General features: G+C 44.3%; 19 protein-coding genes. 10 read left to right on the top strand and 9 right to left on the bottom strand.

The annotated features are described in order from the left end of the window. The first annotated feature begins 9 nt into the window (after positions 1–9). The 7 genes from infB to HFU86_RS17770 all read left to right on the top strand — a co-directional run bounded on the left by infB (position 10) and on the right by HFU86_RS17770 (position 10,127). Positions 10–2,748 (top strand): translation initiation factor IF-2, encoded by a 2,739-nt coding sequence (infB, locus tag HFU86_RS17800; RefSeq protein WP_132496363.1) that lies wholly within the window; start codon positions 10–12, stop codon positions 2,746–2,748. 85 nt (positions 2,749–2,833) lie between these two features. After that, complete coding sequence (rbfA, locus tag HFU86_RS17795) at positions 2,834–3,244, top strand: 30S ribosome-binding factor RbfA (RefSeq protein WP_036949056.1); 411 nt, start codon at positions 2,834–2,836, stop codon at positions 3,242–3,244. After that, on the top strand, positions 3,244–4,197 hold the full coding sequence (truB, locus tag HFU86_RS17790) for a tRNA pseudouridine(55) synthase TruB (RefSeq protein ID WP_187129773.1): 954 nt from the start codon (positions 3,244–3,246) through the stop codon (positions 4,195–4,197). The genes rbfA and truB overlap by 1 nt, the downstream gene beginning before the upstream one ends. Before the next feature lie 114 nt (positions 4,198–4,311). Further along, the gene (gene rpsO, locus HFU86_RS17785) at positions 4,312–4,581 is read left to right on the top strand and encodes a 30S ribosomal protein S15 (protein ID WP_006814502.1); all 270 of its coding nucleotides are present in this window, start codon (positions 4,312–4,314) and stop codon (positions 4,579–4,581) included. 280 nt (positions 4,582–4,861) lie between these two features. Next, positions 4,862–6,982 carry a polyribonucleotide nucleotidyltransferase gene (gene pnp / locus HFU86_RS17780; RefSeq protein WP_187129772.1) on the top strand — a complete coding sequence of 707 codons (2,121 nt, stop codon included), beginning with the start codon at positions 4,862–4,864 and terminating at the stop codon, positions 6,980–6,982. 81 nt (positions 6,983–7,063) lie between these two features. Further along, complete coding sequence (gene nlpI / locus HFU86_RS17775; protein WP_154599704.1) at positions 7,064–7,981, top strand: lipoprotein NlpI; 918 nt, start codon at positions 7,064–7,066, stop codon at positions 7,979–7,981. Positions 7,982–8,150: 169 nt separating this feature from the next. Then, complete coding sequence (locus HFU86_RS17770) at positions 8,151–10,127, top strand: DEAD/DEAH family ATP-dependent RNA helicase (protein ID WP_036949064.1); 1,977 nt, start codon at positions 8,151–8,153, stop codon at positions 10,125–10,127. 71 nt (positions 10,128–10,198) lie between these two features. Here HFU86_RS17770 and HFU86_RS17765 read toward each other — a convergent pair whose 3' ends face one another. From HFU86_RS17765 to HFU86_RS17755, 3 genes are read right to left on the bottom strand one after another with little or no spacing between them, the layout of a single operon-like run. Continuing rightward, positions 10,199–10,570: a YjaA family stress response protein gene (locus HFU86_RS17765; RefSeq protein WP_132496365.1), complete on the bottom strand. Its 372-nt coding sequence runs from the start codon at positions 10,568–10,570 to the stop codon at positions 10,199–10,201. 23 nt (positions 10,571–10,593) lie between these two features. Continuing rightward, entirely contained in the window at positions 10,594–11,310 is a 717-nt protein-coding gene (gene btsR, locus HFU86_RS17760) for a two-component system response regulator BtsR (RefSeq protein WP_036949068.1), read from the bottom strand. Between the two features lie 32 nt (positions 11,311–11,342). Next, positions 11,343–13,025 (bottom strand): sensor histidine kinase, encoded by a 1,683-nt coding sequence (locus tag HFU86_RS17755; protein WP_132496366.1) that lies wholly within the window; start codon positions 13,023–13,025, stop codon positions 11,343–11,345. A gap of 419 nt (positions 13,026–13,444) precedes the next feature. Between HFU86_RS17755 and HFU86_RS17750 the strand changes: the two genes are divergently transcribed. From HFU86_RS17750 to HFU86_RS17740, 3 genes are read left to right on the top strand one after another with little or no spacing between them, the layout of a single operon-like run. Beyond that, positions 13,445–14,416 (top strand): HlyD family secretion protein, encoded by a 972-nt coding sequence (locus tag HFU86_RS17750; RefSeq protein ID WP_036949070.1) that lies wholly within the window; start codon positions 13,445–13,447, stop codon positions 14,414–14,416. An 11-nt stretch (positions 14,417–14,427) separates the two neighbouring features. Beyond that, the gene (locus HFU86_RS17745) at positions 14,428–15,573 is read left to right on the top strand and encodes an ABC transporter permease (protein WP_187129771.1); all 1,146 of its coding nucleotides are present in this window, start codon (positions 14,428–14,430) and stop codon (positions 15,571–15,573) included. Beyond that, the gene (locus HFU86_RS17740; RefSeq protein ID WP_036949268.1) at positions 15,573–16,730 is read left to right on the top strand and encodes an ABC transporter permease; all 1,158 of its coding nucleotides are present in this window, start codon (positions 15,573–15,575) and stop codon (positions 16,728–16,730) included. The genes HFU86_RS17745 and HFU86_RS17740 overlap by 1 nt, the downstream gene beginning before the upstream one ends. A gap of 79 nt (positions 16,731–16,809) precedes the next feature. On the opposite strand, the gene HFU86_RS17735 is transcribed toward HFU86_RS17740, so the two are convergent. From HFU86_RS17735 to HFU86_RS17710, 6 genes are all read right to left on the bottom strand, one after another. Then, the gene (locus HFU86_RS17735; RefSeq protein WP_336431775.1) at positions 16,810–17,289 is read right to left on the bottom strand and encodes a hypothetical protein; all 480 of its coding nucleotides are present in this window, start codon (positions 17,287–17,289) and stop codon (positions 16,810–16,812) included. A gap of 237 nt (positions 17,290–17,526) precedes the next feature. After that, positions 17,527–18,204 carry an Imm52 family immunity protein gene (locus HFU86_RS17730; protein WP_187129770.1) on the bottom strand — a complete coding sequence of 226 codons (678 nt, stop codon included), beginning with the start codon at positions 18,202–18,204 and terminating at the stop codon, positions 17,527–17,529. Between the two features lie 113 nt (positions 18,205–18,317). Then, entirely contained in the window at positions 18,318–18,992 is a 675-nt protein-coding gene (locus HFU86_RS17725) for an Imm52 family immunity protein (RefSeq protein ID WP_187129769.1), read from the bottom strand. Between the two features lie 16 nt (positions 18,993–19,008). Continuing rightward, positions 19,009–19,767: a Tox-REase-5 domain-containing protein gene (locus tag HFU86_RS17720; protein ID WP_187129768.1), complete on the bottom strand. Its 759-nt coding sequence runs from the start codon at positions 19,765–19,767 to the stop codon at positions 19,009–19,011. 1 nt (position 19,768) lies between these two features. Continuing rightward, positions 19,769–20,107 carry a hypothetical protein gene (locus HFU86_RS17715; RefSeq protein ID WP_036949079.1) on the bottom strand — a complete coding sequence of 113 codons (339 nt, stop codon included), beginning with the start codon at positions 20,105–20,107 and terminating at the stop codon, positions 19,769–19,771. Next, complete coding sequence (locus tag HFU86_RS17710) at positions 20,097–20,597, bottom strand: DUF4123 domain-containing protein (RefSeq protein ID WP_154599696.1); 501 nt, start codon at positions 20,595–20,597, stop codon at positions 20,097–20,099. The genes HFU86_RS17715 and HFU86_RS17710 overlap by 11 nt, the downstream gene beginning before the upstream one ends. Between the last annotated feature and the right edge of the window lie 2 nt (positions 20,598–20,599).

Raw genomic sequence — 20,599 nt, 5'->3', positions numbered from 1 at the left:
AGGAACGGCATGACAGAAACTGTAAAATCACTGGCAACGGAAATTCAAACCACAGTTGAGCGCCTGGTACAGCAATTTGCTGAAGCAGGGATCACGAAAGGTGCGAATGACTCTGTTAGCCAGACTGAGAAAGAAACTTTACTGAACCACTTAAACCGTGAACAAGGCGGAGCAGCGGGGCAGCCAAGTAAGTTAACATTACAGCGTAAAACTCGTAGTACGCTGAGTGTTCCAGTCACCGGTGGCAAAAGCAAATCGGTAAATGTTGAAGTCCGCAAAAAACGCACTTATGTGAACCGCGACGCTGAAGAAGCGCAAGCGGAAGAGCAGGCGCAGCGTGAAGCGGAAGAGCAAGCACAGCGCGAAGCTGAGGAACTGGCAAAACGTGAAGCAGAAGCGAAACGTGCAGCAGAAGATGCTGCAAAACGTGACGCGGAAGCTAACGCAAAACGTGAAGCCGAAGAGAAAGCAAAACGTGAAGCAGCTGATAAAGCTACGCGCGAAGTAGCGGAAAGAGAAAAAGTGAAACAAAGCGAAAATCAAAAACCAAGCAAAGCGGCAACCGAAAGTAACGCTGACAAACAGCGTCTTGAAGCCGAAGCTGCCGAACTGAAACGCAAAGCGGAAGAAGAAACTCAACGTAAAGTTGAAGCTGATGCGCGCCGTGTTGCTGAAGAAGCCCGTAAAATGGCTGAAGAAAAAGGCGAAGACTGGAACTCAGATAGCAAATCTGAAGATGACAGCGATTATCACACAACAACATCTACCCACGCACGTGCGGCGGAAGATGAAAGTGATGAGAAAGAAGAAGGTCGTCGTTCTCGTAACCGTTCTGCTAAAGCACCTCGCCAGAAGAAAGGCAACAAACTTTCTGAAAAAGCGGATCGCGAAGAAGAACGCGCTGCTGGTCGCTCAGGTCGTACTAAAGGTAAGCAACGTAAAGGCAGCTCTTTACAACAAAGCTTCACCAAACCAGTTGCAGCGGTAAACCGTGACGTCGTTATCGGCGAAACTATCACTGTTGGCGAATTAGCTAACAAGATGGCAGTTAAAGGTTCCCAAGTCATCAAAACGATGATGAAAATGGGAGCAATGGCAACCATCAACCAAGTGATTGACCAAGAAACTGCACAATTAGTTGCAGAAGAAATGGGCCACAAAGTTATTCTGCGTCGTGAGAATGAGTTAGAAGAATCGGTAATGAACGACCGTGACACTGGCTCAGCAGTTAAAGAAGCTCGCGCGCCAGTTGTTACCATCATGGGTCACGTTGACCACGGTAAAACCTCTTTACTGGACTACATTCGTTCAACGAAAGTAGCATCAGGCGAAGCAGGTGGTATTACTCAGCACATCGGTGCATACCACGTTCAAACTGACAAAGGTATGATCACCTTCTTAGACACCCCAGGTCACGCCGCGTTTACATCTATGCGTGCTCGTGGTGCTCAGGCAACGGATATCGTTGTTCTGGTTGTTGCTGCGGATGATGGTGTTATGCCACAAACAATCGAAGCTATCCAGCATGCGAAAGCAGCAGGTGTGCCAATCGTTGTTGCGGTCAACAAAATGGATAAACCAGAAGCTGACCCAGATCGCGTCAGAAATGAGCTGTCTCAGTATGGCGTTATTTCTGAAGAGTGGGGCGGTGACACTCAGTTTATCGGTGTATCTGCGAAAGTGGGTACCGGTATCGATGAACTGTTAGATGCTATCTTGCTGCAAGCTGAAGTTTTAGAACTGAAAGCGGTATATGCAGGCATGGCAAGCGGTGTGGTTGTTGAATCTTACCTAGACAAAGGTCGTGGCCCAGTGGCAACTATCTTAGTTCAAGAAGGTACATTGAACAAAGGCGACATCGTACTGTGTGGATTTGAATATGGCCGTATTCGTGCGATGCGCAACGAATTAGGTAAAGAAGTTCTGTCTGCCGGTCCTTCAATGCCAGTTGAGATCCTGGGTCTGTCCAGCGTTCCTTCAGCGGGTGATGAAGCGACAGTTGTTCGTGATGAGAAAAAAGCACGTGAAGTTGCCCTGTATCGTCAAGGTAAATTCCGTGATGTGAAATTAGCTCGTCAGCAGAAATCTAAACTGGAAAACATGTTTGCTAACATGGAAGAAGGTAAAGTTTCTGAACTGAATATCGTACTGAAAACTGACGTTCAAGGTACCTGTGAAGCTATCACTGACTCTCTGATGAAACTGTCAACTGATGAAGTTAAAATCAAAATCATCGGTTCTGGCGTGGGTGGTATCACTGAAACTGATGCAACTCTGGCTGCAGCTTCTAATGCGATCATTCTTGGCTTTAACGTCCGTGCCGATGCATCTGCTCGTCGCGTCGTTGAAAGCGAAAGCGTTGATTTACGTTACTACTCCGTCATCTATAGCCTGATTGATGAAATCAAACAAGCGATGAGCGGTATGCTGGCACCTGAATACAAACAGCAAATCATGGGTCTTGCAGAAGTCCGTGATGTGTTCAAATCACCGAAATTCGGTGCAGTTGCTGGTTGTATGGTTACTGAAGGTACCATCAAGCGTAATAACCCAATCCGCGTTCTGCGTGATAACGTGGTTATCTACGAAGGTGAGCTGGAATCACTGCGTCGCTTTAAAGATGACGTTAGCGAAGTTCGTAACGGTATGGAATGTGGTATCGGTGTTAAGAACTACAACGATGTCCGTGTCGGCGATATGATCGAAGTCTTTGAAGTTATCGAAGTTAAACGTTCAATCGACGGTTAATTTTGTGAGTACCCACGAAGTATCGTGGTGACAAAATAGTATTAATGAGGGGGCTATTGCCCCCTTTATTGTCAGGAGATTAACGATGGCAAAAGAATTCAGTCGTTCTCAGCGCGTAGCTCAAGAAATGCAAAAAGAAATTGCAATTATCTTGCAGCGCGAAATCAAAGATCCCCGTATTGGCATGGCAACCGTTTCTGGCGTAGAGCTGTCACGGGATCTGGCATACGGTAAAGTCTTCGTCACTTTCTTCAACTTTGCGAATGAAAAAAGTGAAGAAGAGATGGTTGCAGACGGCATTAAAGCATTAAATGAAGCGTCAGGTTTCATTCGTTCATTACTGGGAAAAGCAATGCGTTTACGTATTATTCCTGAGTTAACGTTTGAATATGACAATTCATTAGTTGATGGTATGCGTATGTCTAACTTAGTATCGAACGTTATTCGTAATGACGAAGAGCGTCGTGCAGGTACAGATAGTAAAGAGGAAAAATAATGGGGCGTCGTCGTAGCGGGCGCAATATTGACGGCGTTGTGCTGTTAGATAAGCCCACCGATATTTCCTCAAACGATGCGCTGCAAAAAGTGCGGCGCTTTTTCAACGCAAATAAAGCCGGGCATACGGGGGCTCTTGACCCACTAGCGACAGGCATGCTGCCAGTCTGCCTTGGTGAAGCGACGAAATTCTCACAGTTTTTACTCGATTCAGATAAGCGCTATCGGGTGATTGCACGCCTTGGGCAACGAACGGATACTTCTGATTCTCACGGCGAAATCATCAGTGAACGCGATATCACTTTTACGGCACAGCAACTTGAAGAAGCCCTCGAACATTTTCGTGGGAATACACTGCAAGTTCCTTCCATGTATTCAGCGCTGAAACACCAAGGGCGCCCATTATATGAATACGCACGTAAAGGTATTACGGTAGAGCGTGAAACCCGCCCAATTACAGTGTATGAACTTCAGTTTATTCGTTGGGATAACAACGAATTAGAACTGGAAATTCACTGTTCTAAAGGCACCTATATCCGAACTATTATTGATGATTTAGGTGAAATGTTGGGATGTGGTGCGCACGTAACTTATCTGCGTCGTGTGCAAGTCGCAAATTATCCTTATGACCGCATGGTCACGTTGGAACAATTAGCTGCTTTGCGGGCAAAAGTGGATGCGGGAGAAGGCTCATTTGAATCCTTACTCGATTCGCTATTATTGCCAATGGATACCGCAGTGGTTCATTTTCCTGCAGTGAATATTACTGAGGAAACAGCCGCGTATTTCAAACAGGGTCAACCTGTACGCGGTGATGTAAAAGACCTCGTGGAAGGCGACATGATCCGTGTCACTTGTGGTTCAGAGCAGCGGTTTATCGGTATCGCTCTGATTAGTGAAGATGGGCGTATTGCACCAAAGCGTTTGGTCGTTGAAAATGAACCGTCCGCATAATGGCGCTTATTGCTTTGCTGCTCTAAGCAGCGTAGAATGACGGCGCTAAATCTTGAGATGCTAAATTAGAGATTGGCTCTCATCACTTAAATTTATATTATTTTGGAGTTTATTATGTCTCTAAGTACTGAAGCGAAAGCGAAGATCGTTGCTGAATTCGGCCGCGGTGAAAATGACACGGGTTCAAGCGAAGTTCAAATCGCTCTGCTGACAGCTCAAATCAATCACCTGCAAGGTCACTTCTCTGAGCACAAAAAAGATCACCACAGCCGTCGTGGTCTGCTGCGTATGGTTGCTCAGCGTCGTCGTTTACAAGCTTACCTGAAAGGTAAAGATATCGCACGTTACACAGCGCTGATCGAGCGTCTGGGTCTGCGTCGTTAATCTTGTCAGTTTCAGAGGAAAGGGGCCAAATGGCCCCTTTTCTTCTAAAAGTTAATTGAAAGTTGAAGTAATACTCGAATTATACTTAACTAAAATGTTAAGCTATTATCGATAATTGACTGTTTTAATTAAAACCACTGAAAACTACATCCGAATTCGCGCGGCTAATGAGAGAATTGATGATTGGAATATCAATCCTCTCATTAGTCGCGAGGCTGTAGTCAGAAAATAAATCATGCTACCTGAGAATCTCTCGTAGCCTTACAAAAAGGGTAATATTTTGTTAAATCCTATTGTTCGTAAGTTCCAGTATGGCCAGCATACCGTAACATTAGAAACAGGCATGATCGCACGCCAAGCAACGGCGGCGGTGATGGTAAACATGGATGACACCGCAGTATTCGTGACTGCTGTGGCACAGAAAAAAGTTAAAGAAGGGCAAGATTTCTTCCCTTTAACAGTTAACTACCAAGAGCGTACTTACGCTGCGGGTCGTATCCCAGGTAGCTTCTTCCGTCGTGAAGGCCGTCCTGGTGAAGGCGAAACCTTAGTTGCACGTCTGATTGACCGTCCATTACGTCCTCTGTTCCCAGAAGGCTTCCTGAACGAAATCCAAATCATTGCTACCGTTGTTTCTGTTAACCCACAAGTTAACCCAGATATCGTTGCGATGATCGGTGCATCTGCTGCACTGGCACTGTCTGGTGTTCCATTCAATGGTCCTATCGGTGCTGCTCGTGTTGGTTTTATCAATGACCAATATGTTCTGAACCCAACTGCTGATGAATTAAAATCAAGCCGTCTGGATTTAGTGGTTGCAGGTACTGACAGCGCAGTATTAATGGTTGAATCAGAAGCTGAACTGTTAAGCGAAGAGCAAATGCTGGGTGCAGTTGTGTTCGGTCACGATCAACAACAAGTTGTTATCCAGAACATCAATGAATTAGTCAAAGAAGCGGGCAAAGAGAAATGGGATTGGCAGCCAGAGCCAGTTAACCAAGCTCTGAACGATCGCGTTGCTGCACTGGCTGAAAGCCGTATGGGCGATGCTTACCGTATCACTGAGAAACAAGAGCGTTATGCTCAAGTTGACCTGATCAAAGACGAAGTAATTGCAACTCTGGTTGCTGAAGATGAAAACGTCGATGTTTCTGAAGTGTCAGACATTCTTGCTCACTTAGAAAAACAAGTTGTTCGTAGCCGCGTTATCCGTGGTGAGCCACGTATCGATGGTCGTGAGAAAGACATGGTTCGTGCGCTGGACGTTCGTACTGGTGTTCTGCCACGTACGCATGGTTCTGCACTGTTCACCCGTGGTGAAACTCAGGCGCTGGTTACTGCAACATTAGGTACTGAGCGTGATGCACAGGTTATCGACCAATTAATGGGCGAATACACTGACCGCTTCTTATTCCACTATAACTTCCCTCCATACTCTGTTGGTGAGACTGGTATGGTTGGTTCACCTAAACGTCGTGAAATTGGTCACGGTCGCTTAGCGAAACGTGGTGTGCTGGCAGTTATGCCTTCACAAGCAGAATTCCCGTACACAGTACGTGTTGTTTCTGAAATCACGGAATCTAACGGTTCTTCTTCAATGGCATCTGTATGTGGTGCGTCTCTGGCTCTGATGGATGCTGGTGTGCCAATTAAAGCTGCTGTTGCGGGTATCGCGATGGGTCTGGTGAAAAAAGGTGACGATTTCGTTGTCCTGTCTGACATCTTAGGTGATGAAGACCACTTAGGTGATATGGACTTTAAAGTAGCGGGTAGCCGTGACGGTATCAGCGCACTGCAAATGGATATCAAAATCGAAGGTATCACTCGCGAAATCATGCAAGTGGCTCTGAACCAAGCTAAAGGTGCGCGTCTGCATATCCTTGGCACAATGGAACAAGCTATCAATGGTCCACGTGAAGAGATCTCCGAGTTCGCTCCACGCATTTACACCATCCGTATCAACCCAGACAAGATCAAAGATGTCATCGGTAAAGGTGGTTCTGTTATCCGTGCATTAACGGAAGAAACAGGCACAACTATCGAAATCGAAGATGACGGCACTGTGAAGATCGCAGCAACTGATGGTCTGAAAGCGAAAGAAGCAATTCGTCGCATCGAAGACATCACTGCAGAAGTTGAAGTGGGTCGTATCTACCAAGGTAAAGTGACTCGTATCGTTGACTTTGGTGCATTCGTTGCTATCGGTGGCGGTAAGGAAGGTCTGGTTCACATTTCACAAATCGCTGACAAGCGTGTAGAGAAAGTGACTGACTACCTGCAAATGGGTCAAGAAGTTCCTGTTAAGGTGTTAGAAATCGACCGTCAAGGCCGTATTCGCCTGAGCATGAAAGAAGCTGTTGCTGGCGAAGAAGCTCCAGCACAGCAGGAATCAGCAGAATAAGCTGACCGAAAGTGTAGCGCCTGATAAACTTAGGCGCTATCAGCCTAAATTTGCTGACTAGTGGTAATGTAAGGGCGTAGTATGCAGAACTGTATTAACTTTCGTTTTATCGATAGCCGCACCTTAGTCCGTGTGCTATCCGCGTTCATCTTTTTTATTATTATTGGATGTAGTAATAAAGATTGGCGTAAAAACGAGGTTTTTGCAGTTCCATTGCAGCCTTCATTACAACAAGAAGTAATTTTGGCTCGTATGGAACAAATCCTTGCGAGCCGATCTTTAACCGATGATGAGTACGCGCAGCTTTTATATGAGCGCGGAGTACTGTATGATAGTCTCGGTTTAAGGGCGCTGGCACGTAATGATTTTTCAACTGCGTTGTCAATCCGTCCGGATATTCCTGAAATCTTTAACTTTTTAGGAATATATTTTACGCAGGCTGGCAACTATGATGCCGCCTATGAAGCGTTTGATTCTGTTTTAGAGCTTGATCCAACTTACAATTTCGCGCGAATGAATCGTGGCATCGCATTATATTACGGTGGACGATACAAATTAGCGCAGGATGATCTGCTGGCGTATTATCAGATAGATCCAAATGATCCTTTTCGTACTCTGTGGCTTTATCTCGTAGAAAAAGACATAGACCCGCGTATGGCACAAGACAATCTTGCTGCCCGCTACAACCAAGCGGAGAAAGGGCAATGGGGCTGGAATATCGTAGAATTCTATCTTGGCAATATCAATGAAACGACATTGATGGAGCGTTTGAAAGAGACATCTACGGATAACACTTCGCTCGCTGAGCATCTCAGTGAAACTAACTTCTATTTAGGTAAGCATTACCTAAGTCTGGGGGATAAGGATAGCGCAACTGCGTTATTCAAACTGACGGTAGCTAACAACGCACACAGCTTTGTTGAGCACCGCTACGCATTGTTGGAATTGGCGCTGTTAGGCCAAGAACAAGACGACCTATTAGAATCGGGCCAGCAATAGCTGACGAACATTTCTCTATTCATTTTTAAGCCATCATCCACCCGGGTGAGGGTTTATTTGTTCGTTTAATAACACAATTTGAGCCAGTTCACATTTTAAATGATAATGACCGAAATGATTTTCGCTCCGTTATGTAAACTGGCCGCCACTAAGTATGAGGCACCTTTACATGACGACTGAGACCGATATGTCTTTTGCTGATCTAGGTTTATCAGCATCTATTTTGAACGCACTAAGCGACCTGGGATACGAAAAACCATCTCCAATCCAGCAACAATGTATTCCATTGTTATTGGATGGTAATGATGTATTAGGTATGGCACAAACTGGTAGTGGTAAAACCGCTGCATTTGGTTTGCCATTACTGCATAACATCGATCCTGATTTAAAAGCTCCACAAATTTTAGTACTGGCACCGACACGTGAGTTAGCGGTGCAAGTTGCTGAAGCACTGAGCGATTTCTCTAAACACATGAACCGTGTCAACGTGGTTGCCTTATATGGCGGTCAACGTTATGACGTTCAACTTCGTGCATTACGCCAAGGGCCACAAGTGGTTGTTGGTACTCCAGGTCGTCTGTTAGACCACCTGAAACGCGGTACTTTAGATCTTTCTAAACTGAAAGGCTTAGTATTAGACGAAGCTGATGAAATGCTGCGTATGGGCTTCATCGATGATGTTGAAAACATCATGAGCCAGATTCCAGCAGAACACCAAACTGCGCTGTTCTCGGCAACAATGCCAGAACCAATCCGTCGTATTACTCGTCGCTTTATGAAAGATCCTAAAGAGATCCGCATTCAGTCGAGCATTACTACACGTCCAGATATCGCTCAAAGCTACTGGACTGTTTACGGCATGCGTAAAAATGAAGCGCTGGTGCGTTTCTTAGAAGCTGAAGATTTCGATGCGGCGATTATTTTCGTTCGTACCAAAAACGCAACCTTAGAAGTTGCAGAAGCGCTTGAGCGTAATGGCTACAACAGTGCGGCACTGAACGGTGATATGAACCAAGCACTGCGTGAGCAAACATTAGAGCGCTTAAAAGATGGTCGTTTAGATATCCTGATCGCAACTGACGTTGCAGCACGTGGTCTGGATGTTGAGCGTATCAGCTTAGTTGTTAACTACGACATCCCAATGGATGCAGAATCTTACGTTCACCGTATCGGTCGTACCGGTCGTGCGGGTCGTGCGGGTCGCGCATTACTGTTCGTTGAGAACCGTGAGCGTCGTTTACTGCGTAACGTTGAACGTACAATGAAACTGACTATTCCTGAAGTGGAATTGCCAGATGCTGACGTATTAAGCCAACGTCGTCAGGCGAAATTTGCTGAACAAATCCAACAGCAATTAGAAAGCAGCGACTTAGATCAGTACCGTTCACTGTTAGCGAAAATGTCTCCATCTGAAGATGTAGATATGGAAACTTTAGCAGCGGCATTACTGAAAATGGCTCAAGGCGAACGCGCTCTGATCCTGCCACCAGATGCACCGCGTCGTCCGCGTCGTGAATTCAACGACCGTGATGATCGTCGTGGCGACCGTCGTGACCGTAACGACCGCAACAGCAACGGCAACGGTTTTGACCGTGCAGAGCGCGGCGATCGTGGTGCTCGTCGTGAGCGTCGTGATGTTGGCGATATGGAAATGTACCGTATCGAAGTGGGTCGTGATGACGGTGTTGAAGTTCGTCATATCGTTGGTGCGATCGCGAACGAAGCAGACATCAGCAGCCGCTACATTGGTAACATCAAACTGTTTGGTACTCACTCAACTATCGAGTTACCAAAAGGTATGCCAAGCGAAGTGTTAACTCACTTAAGCCGTGCGCGTGTTCTGAACAAACCAATGCAAATGCAACTAATCGGTGATGCTCAACCATTTGAGCGTCGTGGCGGTGGCGAACGTCGTGGTGGTCCACGTCGTGAAGGCGGCAGCGAAGGTGGTTTCGGTGCAGGTCGTCGTAATGACCGTGGTGGCGACCGTGATGGTCGTCGTAGCGGTGGTGATCGCGAAGGCTTCAGCGGCAACCGTCGTGGTGGAAACCGTGATGGCGGTAACCGTGACCGTGGTAACTCTGCACCGCGCCAAGATGGCACCAATGCAGCGCCACGTCGTCGTAGCAGCAGCCACAACGCATAATAGCGCTATCCAGCCACGTTAATGTGGCTGAGATAAATACAAAAAACCCGCATTTTAAAATGCGGGTTTTTTTATGCAGTTAATAAGGCTTTCGCTTCTCGCTGAGGCATAGGTAACGTTGCTCGGCTTACTACCACTTTTTTCACACGCTGATTAAATGCCCCGTAAACAATTTCGGTAAATAGGCGCTCTTCCACCATATTCACGCCCCCTTCAATAATTTCGAGGGCTTGAACCAAAATACGATGTTTCGACGCAAAAGGGCGACGGACTTTCAGACCCATATCGCAGACCAACTGATACAGTACAAACTCGGCTTTAAAAAAATCCCCGATAACCATTCTTTTGGCTGAAAACTCACCCGTTGCACTGTGTTCTTCATGGGTATCGAGATTTTTTAATGTCATCGAATTGGTGCGAATTTGCAGGTAAAAATCAGCCATAACCTTTTCTCCTGAGTCACTCGTTAAATTAGCCCTAGCGCCTCTTTTAAGGGTTTTAAATAGCGGCGGCTAACGGGAATATGTTCACCTGAGCATAGCACCAATTCGGCTTGTCCATTATCCCCAAATAGAATCTCGCTGAGCTGGGTCATATTCACTAAATATTGACGATGGCAACGGACTAACGACGTACGCATTTCTAATGTGCGCAAGGTTAATTCGGTAAAGCCTTCTTGTCCTTGGGTACTCATTACATACACGCCGCTCATGCGAGAAGTAACATATTGCACATCATCTAATTTCATTAGATAAATGCGGCTGTGTCCGGTACAAGGAATAAACTTGAGCGGTTCATTATTATCGAGGAGCTCGAGATTCTGTTTCTGTTTATTTTGGCGTAAACGGGCTAAAGTTTTTGCCAATCTTTCAGGTTCAAGGGGTTTAAGTAGATAGTCGAAAGCATGCTCTTCGAAAGCTTGGATCGCAAATTCATTAAATGCCGTCAGAAAAACAATATGCGGGCGCTCTTCAGGGTCGAGCATACGCACCATTTCTAATCCTGTTACTCGGGGCATTTGAATATCTAAAAACACCACATCAGGCTTTTTTTTGTGGATCAAACCGATGGCTTCAATGGCATTGGCGCACTCGCCAATAATCTCGATATCGTCATGTTCCTCAAGTAAGCAGCGCACGTTTTCACGGGCTAGGGGTTCGTCATCAACGATCAGTACATTCATAGCGTTATTATCATTTATTATGTGCAATGTGATTAAGTGGACATGTAGGGCAAGCGGATTTTCACGCGGGTGAATTTTTCAGGTTCATACTCCACGCCTATTCCATATTTTTCACCGTATTTCAGGCGCAAGCGTTTATCGACTAAGCCCATCCCTAAGCCGTCAGATTGCCCACTTGGCTGGTATAAACCGGCATTATCTTCGATTTCAATATAGACATGTTCACAGCGAATATAGCTGCGTATTGTAATGTATCCGGTATTTAATAACTGTGAAGTGCCGTGTTTTATTGCATTTTCGACAATAGGTTGCAGCGTAAACGCGGGTAATTCCACCTGTTTAACTTCATCGGGGATATCTAAATGGATCTGCAAATTCTCTTGGAATCGCGCCTTTTCAATTTGCAGGTATGAATTGATATGCTCGATTTCTTCCCCTAATGTCGCATTCTGCTCTGGACGTTTTAAGTTATTGCGAAAGAAGGTGGAGATATACTGCACGAGCTGTCCCGCTTGCTGGCTATCTTTGCGGATCACTGCTTGTAATGTGTTGAGCACATTAAAGAGAAAATGCGGGTTCACTTGTGCGTGAAGCAGTTTGACTTCCGATTGCAGTAAAGATTGCTTATTGCGCTCATATTGCCCCGCCAAAATTTGGGCAGAGAACAGGCTGGCAATTCCTTCCCCTAGCGTACGGTTGATGGAGCTAAAGAGGCTATTCTTGGCTTGGTATAACTTAATAGTACCAATCACCCGTTGGTTTTCCCCTCTAAGCGGGATCACAAGGGTGGAACCTAGCTTGCACGAGGGACTTAGCGAGCATTTATACGGCGTTTCGTTACCATCGGCATAAACCACTTCATTATTATCAATGGCCTGCCTGGATTGAATGGATGAGATAGGTGTCCCTGGAATGTGGTGATCGGAGCCTAGCCCGATAAACGCGAGAATTTTTTCTCTATCCGTAATGGCGACGGCACCAATATCTAATTCTTGGTAAATAATTTTTGCCACTTTCATGCTGTTATCCGCATTGAAACCTTTACGCAAAATACCCTCAGTGCATAGGGCGATTTTCAAGGCTTGAGCGGAGAATGCTGTGGTGTATTTCTCGACGATGGCACGCCTATCCAGCAAAATGCGGATAAACATGGCAGCCCCGACGGTATTGGCAATGATCATCGGCGCGGCAATATTTTTCACTAATTCATAAGCTTCATCGAATGGGCGGGCGATGAGCAAAATAATCAGCATTTGGATGATTTCAGCGAAAAAGGTAACGCAGCTAGCGGTAACAGGGTTAAAGATTTTATTAATTTCCCCACGCTTCATATAGTAACGATGTACCAGACCGCCAATTAAGCCTTCGACAATGGTCGAGATCATACAAGCGAAAGCGCTCATTCCACCCAAAGAGTACCGGTGAACCCCACCAGTAAACCCAACAGCAAAGCCCACCGCAGGGCCGCCTAACAATCCGCCAAGTACAGCACCAATAGCACGAGTGTTAGCTATGGAATCATTGATATGTAAACCAAAATAAGTACCGATGATGCAAAATACTGAGAAAATAAGGTAGCACATCACTTTATGAGGTAAGCGAATGGTAACCTTAAGGAGTGGGGTGACCAGAGGAGTGCGGCTGAGTGCCCAAGCGATAACGAGGTAGACGCACATTTGTTGGAGTAATAATAAGATCAGATCAAATTCGTACATCTTAATGTCCGTCATACTTCGAGTTGTAGGGGTGTTGGCTACGCTCAGCTACTTGGGTCACATACTTTTGTATGCTCCCCAAGATATCTTCTCTTGCCGCCTACCTACAATTCGAATTATTTAGGACATTGGTGCGATGAATGCACAATGTTGCAAGTTACAAGTTTCGAATTGTAGGCGGCTGGCTCAGTGGGCTTAGCCATATACTTTGGGGGATATTGTATCTTATTGGGCTGGTTAAGTAATCGTCATTTAATAATTAGTAAAACATCATTATTTGACATAAGCGTCAAAGCCCCTCAGACTAAAAAAGACCGCTAAAGCGTGATTTTGCGCACAAATTTCTTAACGTTAGTGTTAATTTATTGTCATAATGAAAAAGTAGTTTCCTCCGTTATTATTCAAGGCCCACATACATAATGAAAAAAAGAACCATCATACTGATCTTGCTTATGCTGATCTTAATTGCTGCTGCGGCGCTTTTTCATTCCCATAATCAATTTTTATTATTGCAAGGGGAAGTGGACGCACCGGAGGTCATCGTGACTTCAAAAGCCAAAGGCAGAGTCATTGAACGCCATGTAGAACGCGGGGATGATGTGAAGAAAGGGCAGTTACTGCTCACCTTAGAAAGCCCTGAGTTACAAGCTCAATACGCGGCATTAAAAGCGGCTAAGGACCAAGCTCAAGCCCAACTCGACCAATCCTTAAATGGGACTCGTGAAGAGACGCTGCGTGACCTACAAGCTGCGGTTGCTCAAGCAAATTCGCAATACCAAAATGCCTCTCGTGAATTTACCCGTTTAAATAATCTTTCAGGTAAAGGGTATGTCTCAGCAAATGAGCTAGATACCGCCCGTAAAGCGAAAGATGTTGCGTTCCAACAAGTCCAAAGTGCTAAGGCGCGTTTGGAAGAAGGTAAAAACGGCGATCGTATTGAGCAGCGTCAACAATATAAAGCGGCAGTAGACCAAGCAGAGCAAAAACTGGCTGAACTCCAAGTTCAACTGGATGACTTGCAAGTGAAAGCCCCTGTGGATGGTGAAGTTGGTCCAATCCCTGCGGAAATTGGTGAACTGTTCAATGCAGGTAGCCCACTAATCTCATTGATCAGCCTCCCTCAAGCCTATTTTGTTTATAACCTACGTGAAGATATTTTAGTGGGTGTGAAAAAAGGGGACAAAATTGAGCTGACGGTTCCTGCCTTAGGGGATAAAACCGTGGAAGCCGAAGTTCGCTATATTGCGCCGAAAGGGGATTACGCGACTAAACGAGCCACCCGTGCGACAGGGGATTTCGACCTGAAAACCTTTGAAGTTCGCTTGTATCCACAACAACCGATTGAAGGATTGCGACCGGGGATGAGCGTCTTGTGGCACTGGGATAAATAACAGGTGACGCCATGAAACTCAAATTCGCTTGGCATGGTTTTGAACATGCCTTTAGCCGCGAAACCCAAATGGCGATCCGCAGCCCAGTCTTTCACTGGCTGAGTTGGCTATTCCCATTGATGCTGTTTACGTTAATCAGCGCTAACTTCTCAGAGGGAACGCTGATGGATGTGCCAGTTTCGGTGGTAGATAACAACAACAGCCCAGTTTCAAGGCAAATTATCCGCGATCTTGATGCGGGTCCTCATGCGGAAGTGAAAGCGATTGATGGCAACTTAGTGACATCCATCAAGCAGCTGGGGAGCGCTAAAGATTATGCCTTGCTCTATATTCCCCAACATTTTGAGGAAGATATATTGCGAGGACGCCAGCCTGAATTGCGTATGTACTACAATGCGCTGTTTTACGCATCTGGCAGTTATGCTATTCAAGATTTTAGCGGCTTAGTTGCGGAACTTAACGCCAAATACCGCCAGGAAATGGCAAAATCGATGGGGCAATCTCTACCGGCATTGGCGCAAGTCACGCTCTCTTACGATAGCCTCTTTAACCCCAGTGGCAGCTATATTTATTACCAACAATTTGCGGCGACCATCCATATGCTGCAACTGTTTGTGGTCACAGCCACTATTTACACCATGTCTCGCGGCACTATTCTTCAAAGTGTGAAGCCATTTTCAATGGCACTGCTAGGTAAAATGGCACCTTATACGTTATTTTTCACGACGTTACTAATTGTGGAACTGGCGGCATTGGTCACTATTTTCGACGCAAAAGTAGTGGGGAACCCCCTGTATATGATGCTGGTGGGCTTCTTCTATGTGATAGCGGCGCAGAGTATCGGGTTACTACTCTTTAGCTTCACGTCCAGCGCGATAATGGCTTACAGCTTAATCGGGATGCTGGTGAGTATTGCCTTGGCGTTTTCTGGCATGGCAGTGCCGGAACTCTCGATGATTCTGCCCGCACGAATTATTTCGAACGCGGAGCCGCTCACTCACACCTTAAACGCCATGTTTGATATTTTCTTACGGGAAATTTCGTTTGAGCGTATTGTGCAAGTGTGTCTATTTTTGCTGATTTACCCGTTACTGACGGCATTTTTGATCCGTAAACGCTTAGTGAAACGGCTTGAAACCCAAGGAAGTATCGTATGATGACGGTCTATTTTGCGACGTTTAAAAAGGTACTGCTGGGCATGCTGGAGAAACCAATGTGGCTGCTGCTGCTCGTTTCTCTCTGTATCATGAGTCTGGTGTACGCGCGTCCTGTCCTGTGGGATCTGCCTGTGGCGGTTATCGATATGGATCACTCTGGCGCAAGTCGTGAGCTGATCCGCGATTTAGACGCCACGCCCAAAGTCCAGCTACACAGTTACGATAATTTAGCTCAAGCGCGGCAGGATATGATTGCGAGGCAGCTGTTTGCCATCGTGATCATCCCAACGGATTTTGAGAAGCATTTGCTTAGTGGCAAAAATATCACGGTACCGGTTTATGGGGATGCCACAAACCGCTTAGCCAGCGGGCAAATCCAGCAAGAGCTATCGAAAGCGTATCAAACGTTATTGAGCGCCTATAACACCCAGTTACTGGAAAAGGCGGGTTTCAGTCCTGAACAAGCGAAAGTGATTATTGCCCCTGTTCGCAGTGAAACCGAGCCGCTGTATAACCCTGGCATTAGCTTTGCGGCGATTATCTTCCCTGGCTTGCTGGTGATGTTATTGCAGCACTCCTTATTAATTGCGTGCGTACGGGTCAGTATTGCCATTCGTTCCACACCAAAAGGTAAACCCCCATTAGCGGTTTACCTGGGGGCGTTGTCGGCGCTGGTGCCTATCTGGTTATTTCTTTCGACCGTATTTTTTGCCTTATGGCCATGGATTTTGGGTTATCGGCAAGAAGCGCCGTTGTACCAGATTTGGATGCTAACTTTCCCATTCTTACTCGCCGTTATTGGGTTAGGGAAGTTGGTCACGGAATGCTTGCGTAGTGTGGAAATGATCTACCTGACATTGGCGTTTATCACCACGCCGGTGTTCTATATGTCTGGTACGATTTGGCCATTACAAGCTATGCCAGACTGGGTACGAATGATAGCCTCTGCATTGCCATCAACATGGGCGACTAACGCCATGGCGGGGATCAACCAAATGGGTCTGCCATTTAGAGATATCTTGATGGATATTGTGATGATGCTGGTGCTTGGGGTGATTTACTCGTTTATCGGTGTGTTTATTGGCATGTTGCGAGATGGTGAGTTACGCCAGATTAGTCATGCGGTGCATCGCTGGCGCAAGCATTTTCATAAATAGCCATAAATAATCGTCAGAGAGGTTGGTTTCCAACCTCTTATTTTGAAAAATGGCTCTAAATACGTTATGGCACAATCTTTTATTCCAGGACACTGAGGCTTAAGTTGCACTCTTTGGGCGTTGAAACCGAAAATGTGCGTCCGTTAGCATTGGTTTTGCCTGAATAGGCTTCCCCATTACAGTCATTGATAATGATGTAATTGACTGATGAAAGTGGTAAATCATTTTCATCGGTTAATAGGAAACTCAAATTATAATCGTGGCCACCCACTTGGGAACTAATGTTGCCATTGCTTTTGGCGGCAAGCCCCGCAATCACAAACTCACCAGTTTTGCCATCTTGGGTCAATTTTCCAACCACGTTATCTTCAGTGCCTGCCACAATATGGGCATTTTCAGGCACGGAAAGAATTTTTTTCCCTTTAAATACCACGCGATAGTACCCAGAATCGGAGTAACCCACTTCTTGGTTTTTTTCGAGATCAGCTTTGGTGTACTCAAGGGATGTTGAGCATCCCGCTAAAAAAAGTGTCATGACGAGCAGGGTACGTTTTATCACGGGTATTTCCTTATTAGTCTGTGAGTTTGGTTGCTTATCTAATCTACCGTACGTCAACTGAATTCAAAGGAGATAACTCCGTATCTGTTTGGGGGATATTCTGGGTATAGGCCGGTTATTGATGAAGAATTGCGCAGGTTTTTGTTGGTGATTGACCATGGAATGAAAAGGCTCGCTAGAGAGCCTCTCATAAATAGAAAATTCATTACGCCTCTAGGGTCAATACCGTTTAAAAAATTAACTATATATCTCTCGTATTAATGGCAGTAATCCCAACCCAGCAAGCTGAATTTCGATTTCATTGGCTTTTTTAATATCATCTTTATTTTCACCATCAAAAACATGGTCGGTACTGATAATTAATGTTCCGTGATTTTTTTCATTATCAATATGGATAAGCTGAGCCGCCATGGGAACCTGTTCTGGCATTATTTTTTTATTTAAATAAAGCATCCAGCCAACGGGAAGTCTGTCTGGGAAAACATTTCTGCTTTTATATTCATAGTCATTTATATCTACTCGAATGCAGAATACGTCAAATTTCTTAAGGTATGAACATAAAATATCCTTTATTTTATCTATAGCTATACTTTGAATTTCACGTAAATCAAAATCCAGATTGTATTTTAAACTTGAAATTTTTCCCTTTATAACAAGGGCTTTATTTTCACTACTCCATATGCCTTCAATAATATCAATGTATTGTCGTTCTTCGAAAAATAAAGTTGGGTAATTATCTTTAAATGCCGGTTGATTCAAAGCCTCCTCAAGGCTGTCACCACAAAAATACCAAACTAGCTCTTTGTTATTAGTGATGAGATCAGTAAATGCAATCATTTCGCTGAATGTACTCATTAGCGTTTGTAGTGATAATTGGTCATTCAATTCAATATCTATCTTGATTGAGATATCCATAAGTGATCCTAGTGTGAGTACTTACAGTCATGATTTTAATAAATAGAAATGAAATAGGACTCTAAAGTACGATAATCGAGTTTATTATTACGCTATCGTACTCTATAGGCGCCTTAACTATACATCTCACGAATTAACGGTAATAACCCCAACCCAGCAAGCTGAATTTCGATTTCATTGGCTTTTTTAATATCCTCTTTATTTTCACCATCAAAAACATGGTCGGTACTGATAATTAATGTTCCGTGATTTTTGTCATTATCAATATGGATAAGCTGAGCAGCCATGGGAATCTGTTGTTGCGTTATTTTTTTATTTAAATAAAGCATCCAGCCAACAGGAAACCTGTCCGGAAAGACTTGTTTCTTATGATATGAATAATTATTTATATCCATCCTCAAGGCTAAAATATTAAAAATGGATAAAATTTCATTTATTGATTTCAGTGTGTTTTTAAGATCTAAATGATCAATCTTTCGGAGATTAAATCTTAGTATATATTGATTAATATTTGCAGCATGTTGTATTGTTAAAGAATTATCCCCTGCCCATATTGACTCAATGATATCTATACTTTTTTTGTCTTCTAAAATGGAAGATGGCTTACCATTTTCGAAGGCTGGTTTATTCATGGAATCTTCTAAGCTATCTCCAGAAAAAAACCATTTTTCACTATCAGTGGACGTAATATTTTTTACAAAATTCATCATAGTGACTAAAATATTTATAAATTTTTCATTCGTAAGCTGATCATCCAGTTTAATATCAACATCTAATTTGAGTTTCATTTATAAATACCCTGTTTTATGGAGTTAAATGTGTTCGAATTTGAGGATAGGAGTCCAATATAACAGAACAAAATCTGTACATGTTTTCTTGCGAAAAATGCCAGTCAATATATGAACGTCCCTTGAATTGATGTTGGCATAGCCAATCCTGATCAAATGCTTGTTTAGGAATATTACCTCCTTTTTCCCAAAAAGCTTTAACTTCACCATCTTTGTCGAAAAAATTATCATAATTATCTTTCGTTTCAATAAAGTTGCATTCATCAGGTTTCCAGCCATCAAACTCCACTAACGGGTTTAGGGTTCTGGTTGGAACGGGAATTGTGCACTTCCATTCATCAATGTATCGCATTTGCCCTGCGGGGGTATCGACAGTTCTGATTTGTGTATTACAAATTCTTGCCTGATATGCATAAGCATTGGGGGTGCGTGTATTGGTAATATCATTTTGATGAGGAACAATATAAGGGAGCGCCGGGCAGTCTTGACAGCCTTTACTGGCTTCAATGGCAGCAACACCAACAGATGCCCCGGCTGTAGCACCTACAGCAGCACCTTGATTATTGCCTCGTTTCTTTTCTTCATCATCAAATTCGCCACCGATCGCAATGCTTTCATATTCCCGAATTTTATCTTCATAACTAGTATTTCCCCACTCATCATCTCCACTACCTGACGAAGAGGGGAAGCCGATTTTTGAGGCTTCATGGGTCACTGCGGCGAGTCCACCCAGTGTCATTAATCCCGCCCCTGCAATAATTAAAGGAACTGGCATATTAAGTTCTCCATTCAATCAATTTCATGGCTATCCGTAAAAAATCTTGGTATTGCTGCTCTGGATTTCGACCGTTTTCCTCAAGCATATCTCTAATTTCAGGCTTCAAATAAAAGTAAGGGGAGCACGCTTCATAGAACAAAAAAGAACGAATTAAAGGCTCTTTGGTAAACCCTAGGGATAACAAATACCGAAGAGCAGATTGCAGACGACTATTTAATGTTTCAATTACTTGTAATTTATCAGGGTGATGTTGATAAAAGTCAGCAATAACTTGGGCAACATAATCACTTTGTTCGATATTTTGAATTTTGGTTAATTGTTCTTCGCTAAACTGCATTTAATCGCCCTCCTTGTAATGCATAAAATTGCCCTTCAAAGCGGTAATACCATGCAATAAGAGGCATCGTTATCTCATTAAATTGTTCAAGAGTGAGTACTTGGGGCATATTGTGCGTCACGCGGGGATCATAAAACCGGAATAAGGCCGTTTTGTTATCAGGTAAACTCACATTAAGAAGGTCAGAGAAGTGAGACGCTAATTTATTCAGCGATAAGTCACTAACTAGCCAAGATAATGCAGGAGATTTAGACTCTAATTGCATTAAATCTGCCAGCAAGTCATGCCGATGAGTCACATCAATCAACCACGGGCCAGCCCACGCGATTTCAGCCTCGGAAGATTGCTTGAAAAGCGGGCTTGCGGCACCATAATGGTGTTGAATTTCTTTATCAAAATAACGTTCATACTGTAAGCCGCAAATTAAACAATAATGCTTTGCAGTAGGATAACGTTTGGAATAATTAAAAATAGGATGCGAATTATTCATTA

Source organism: Providencia sp. JUb39 (genome assembly GCF_012272845.1).
Classification (GTDB): domain Bacteria; phylum Pseudomonadota; class Gammaproteobacteria; order Enterobacterales; family Enterobacteriaceae; genus Providencia; species Providencia lanzhouensis.
The sequence above is the reverse complement of the archived record's forward strand: the minus strand, read 5'-3'. Positions and strand labels throughout refer to the sequence as shown.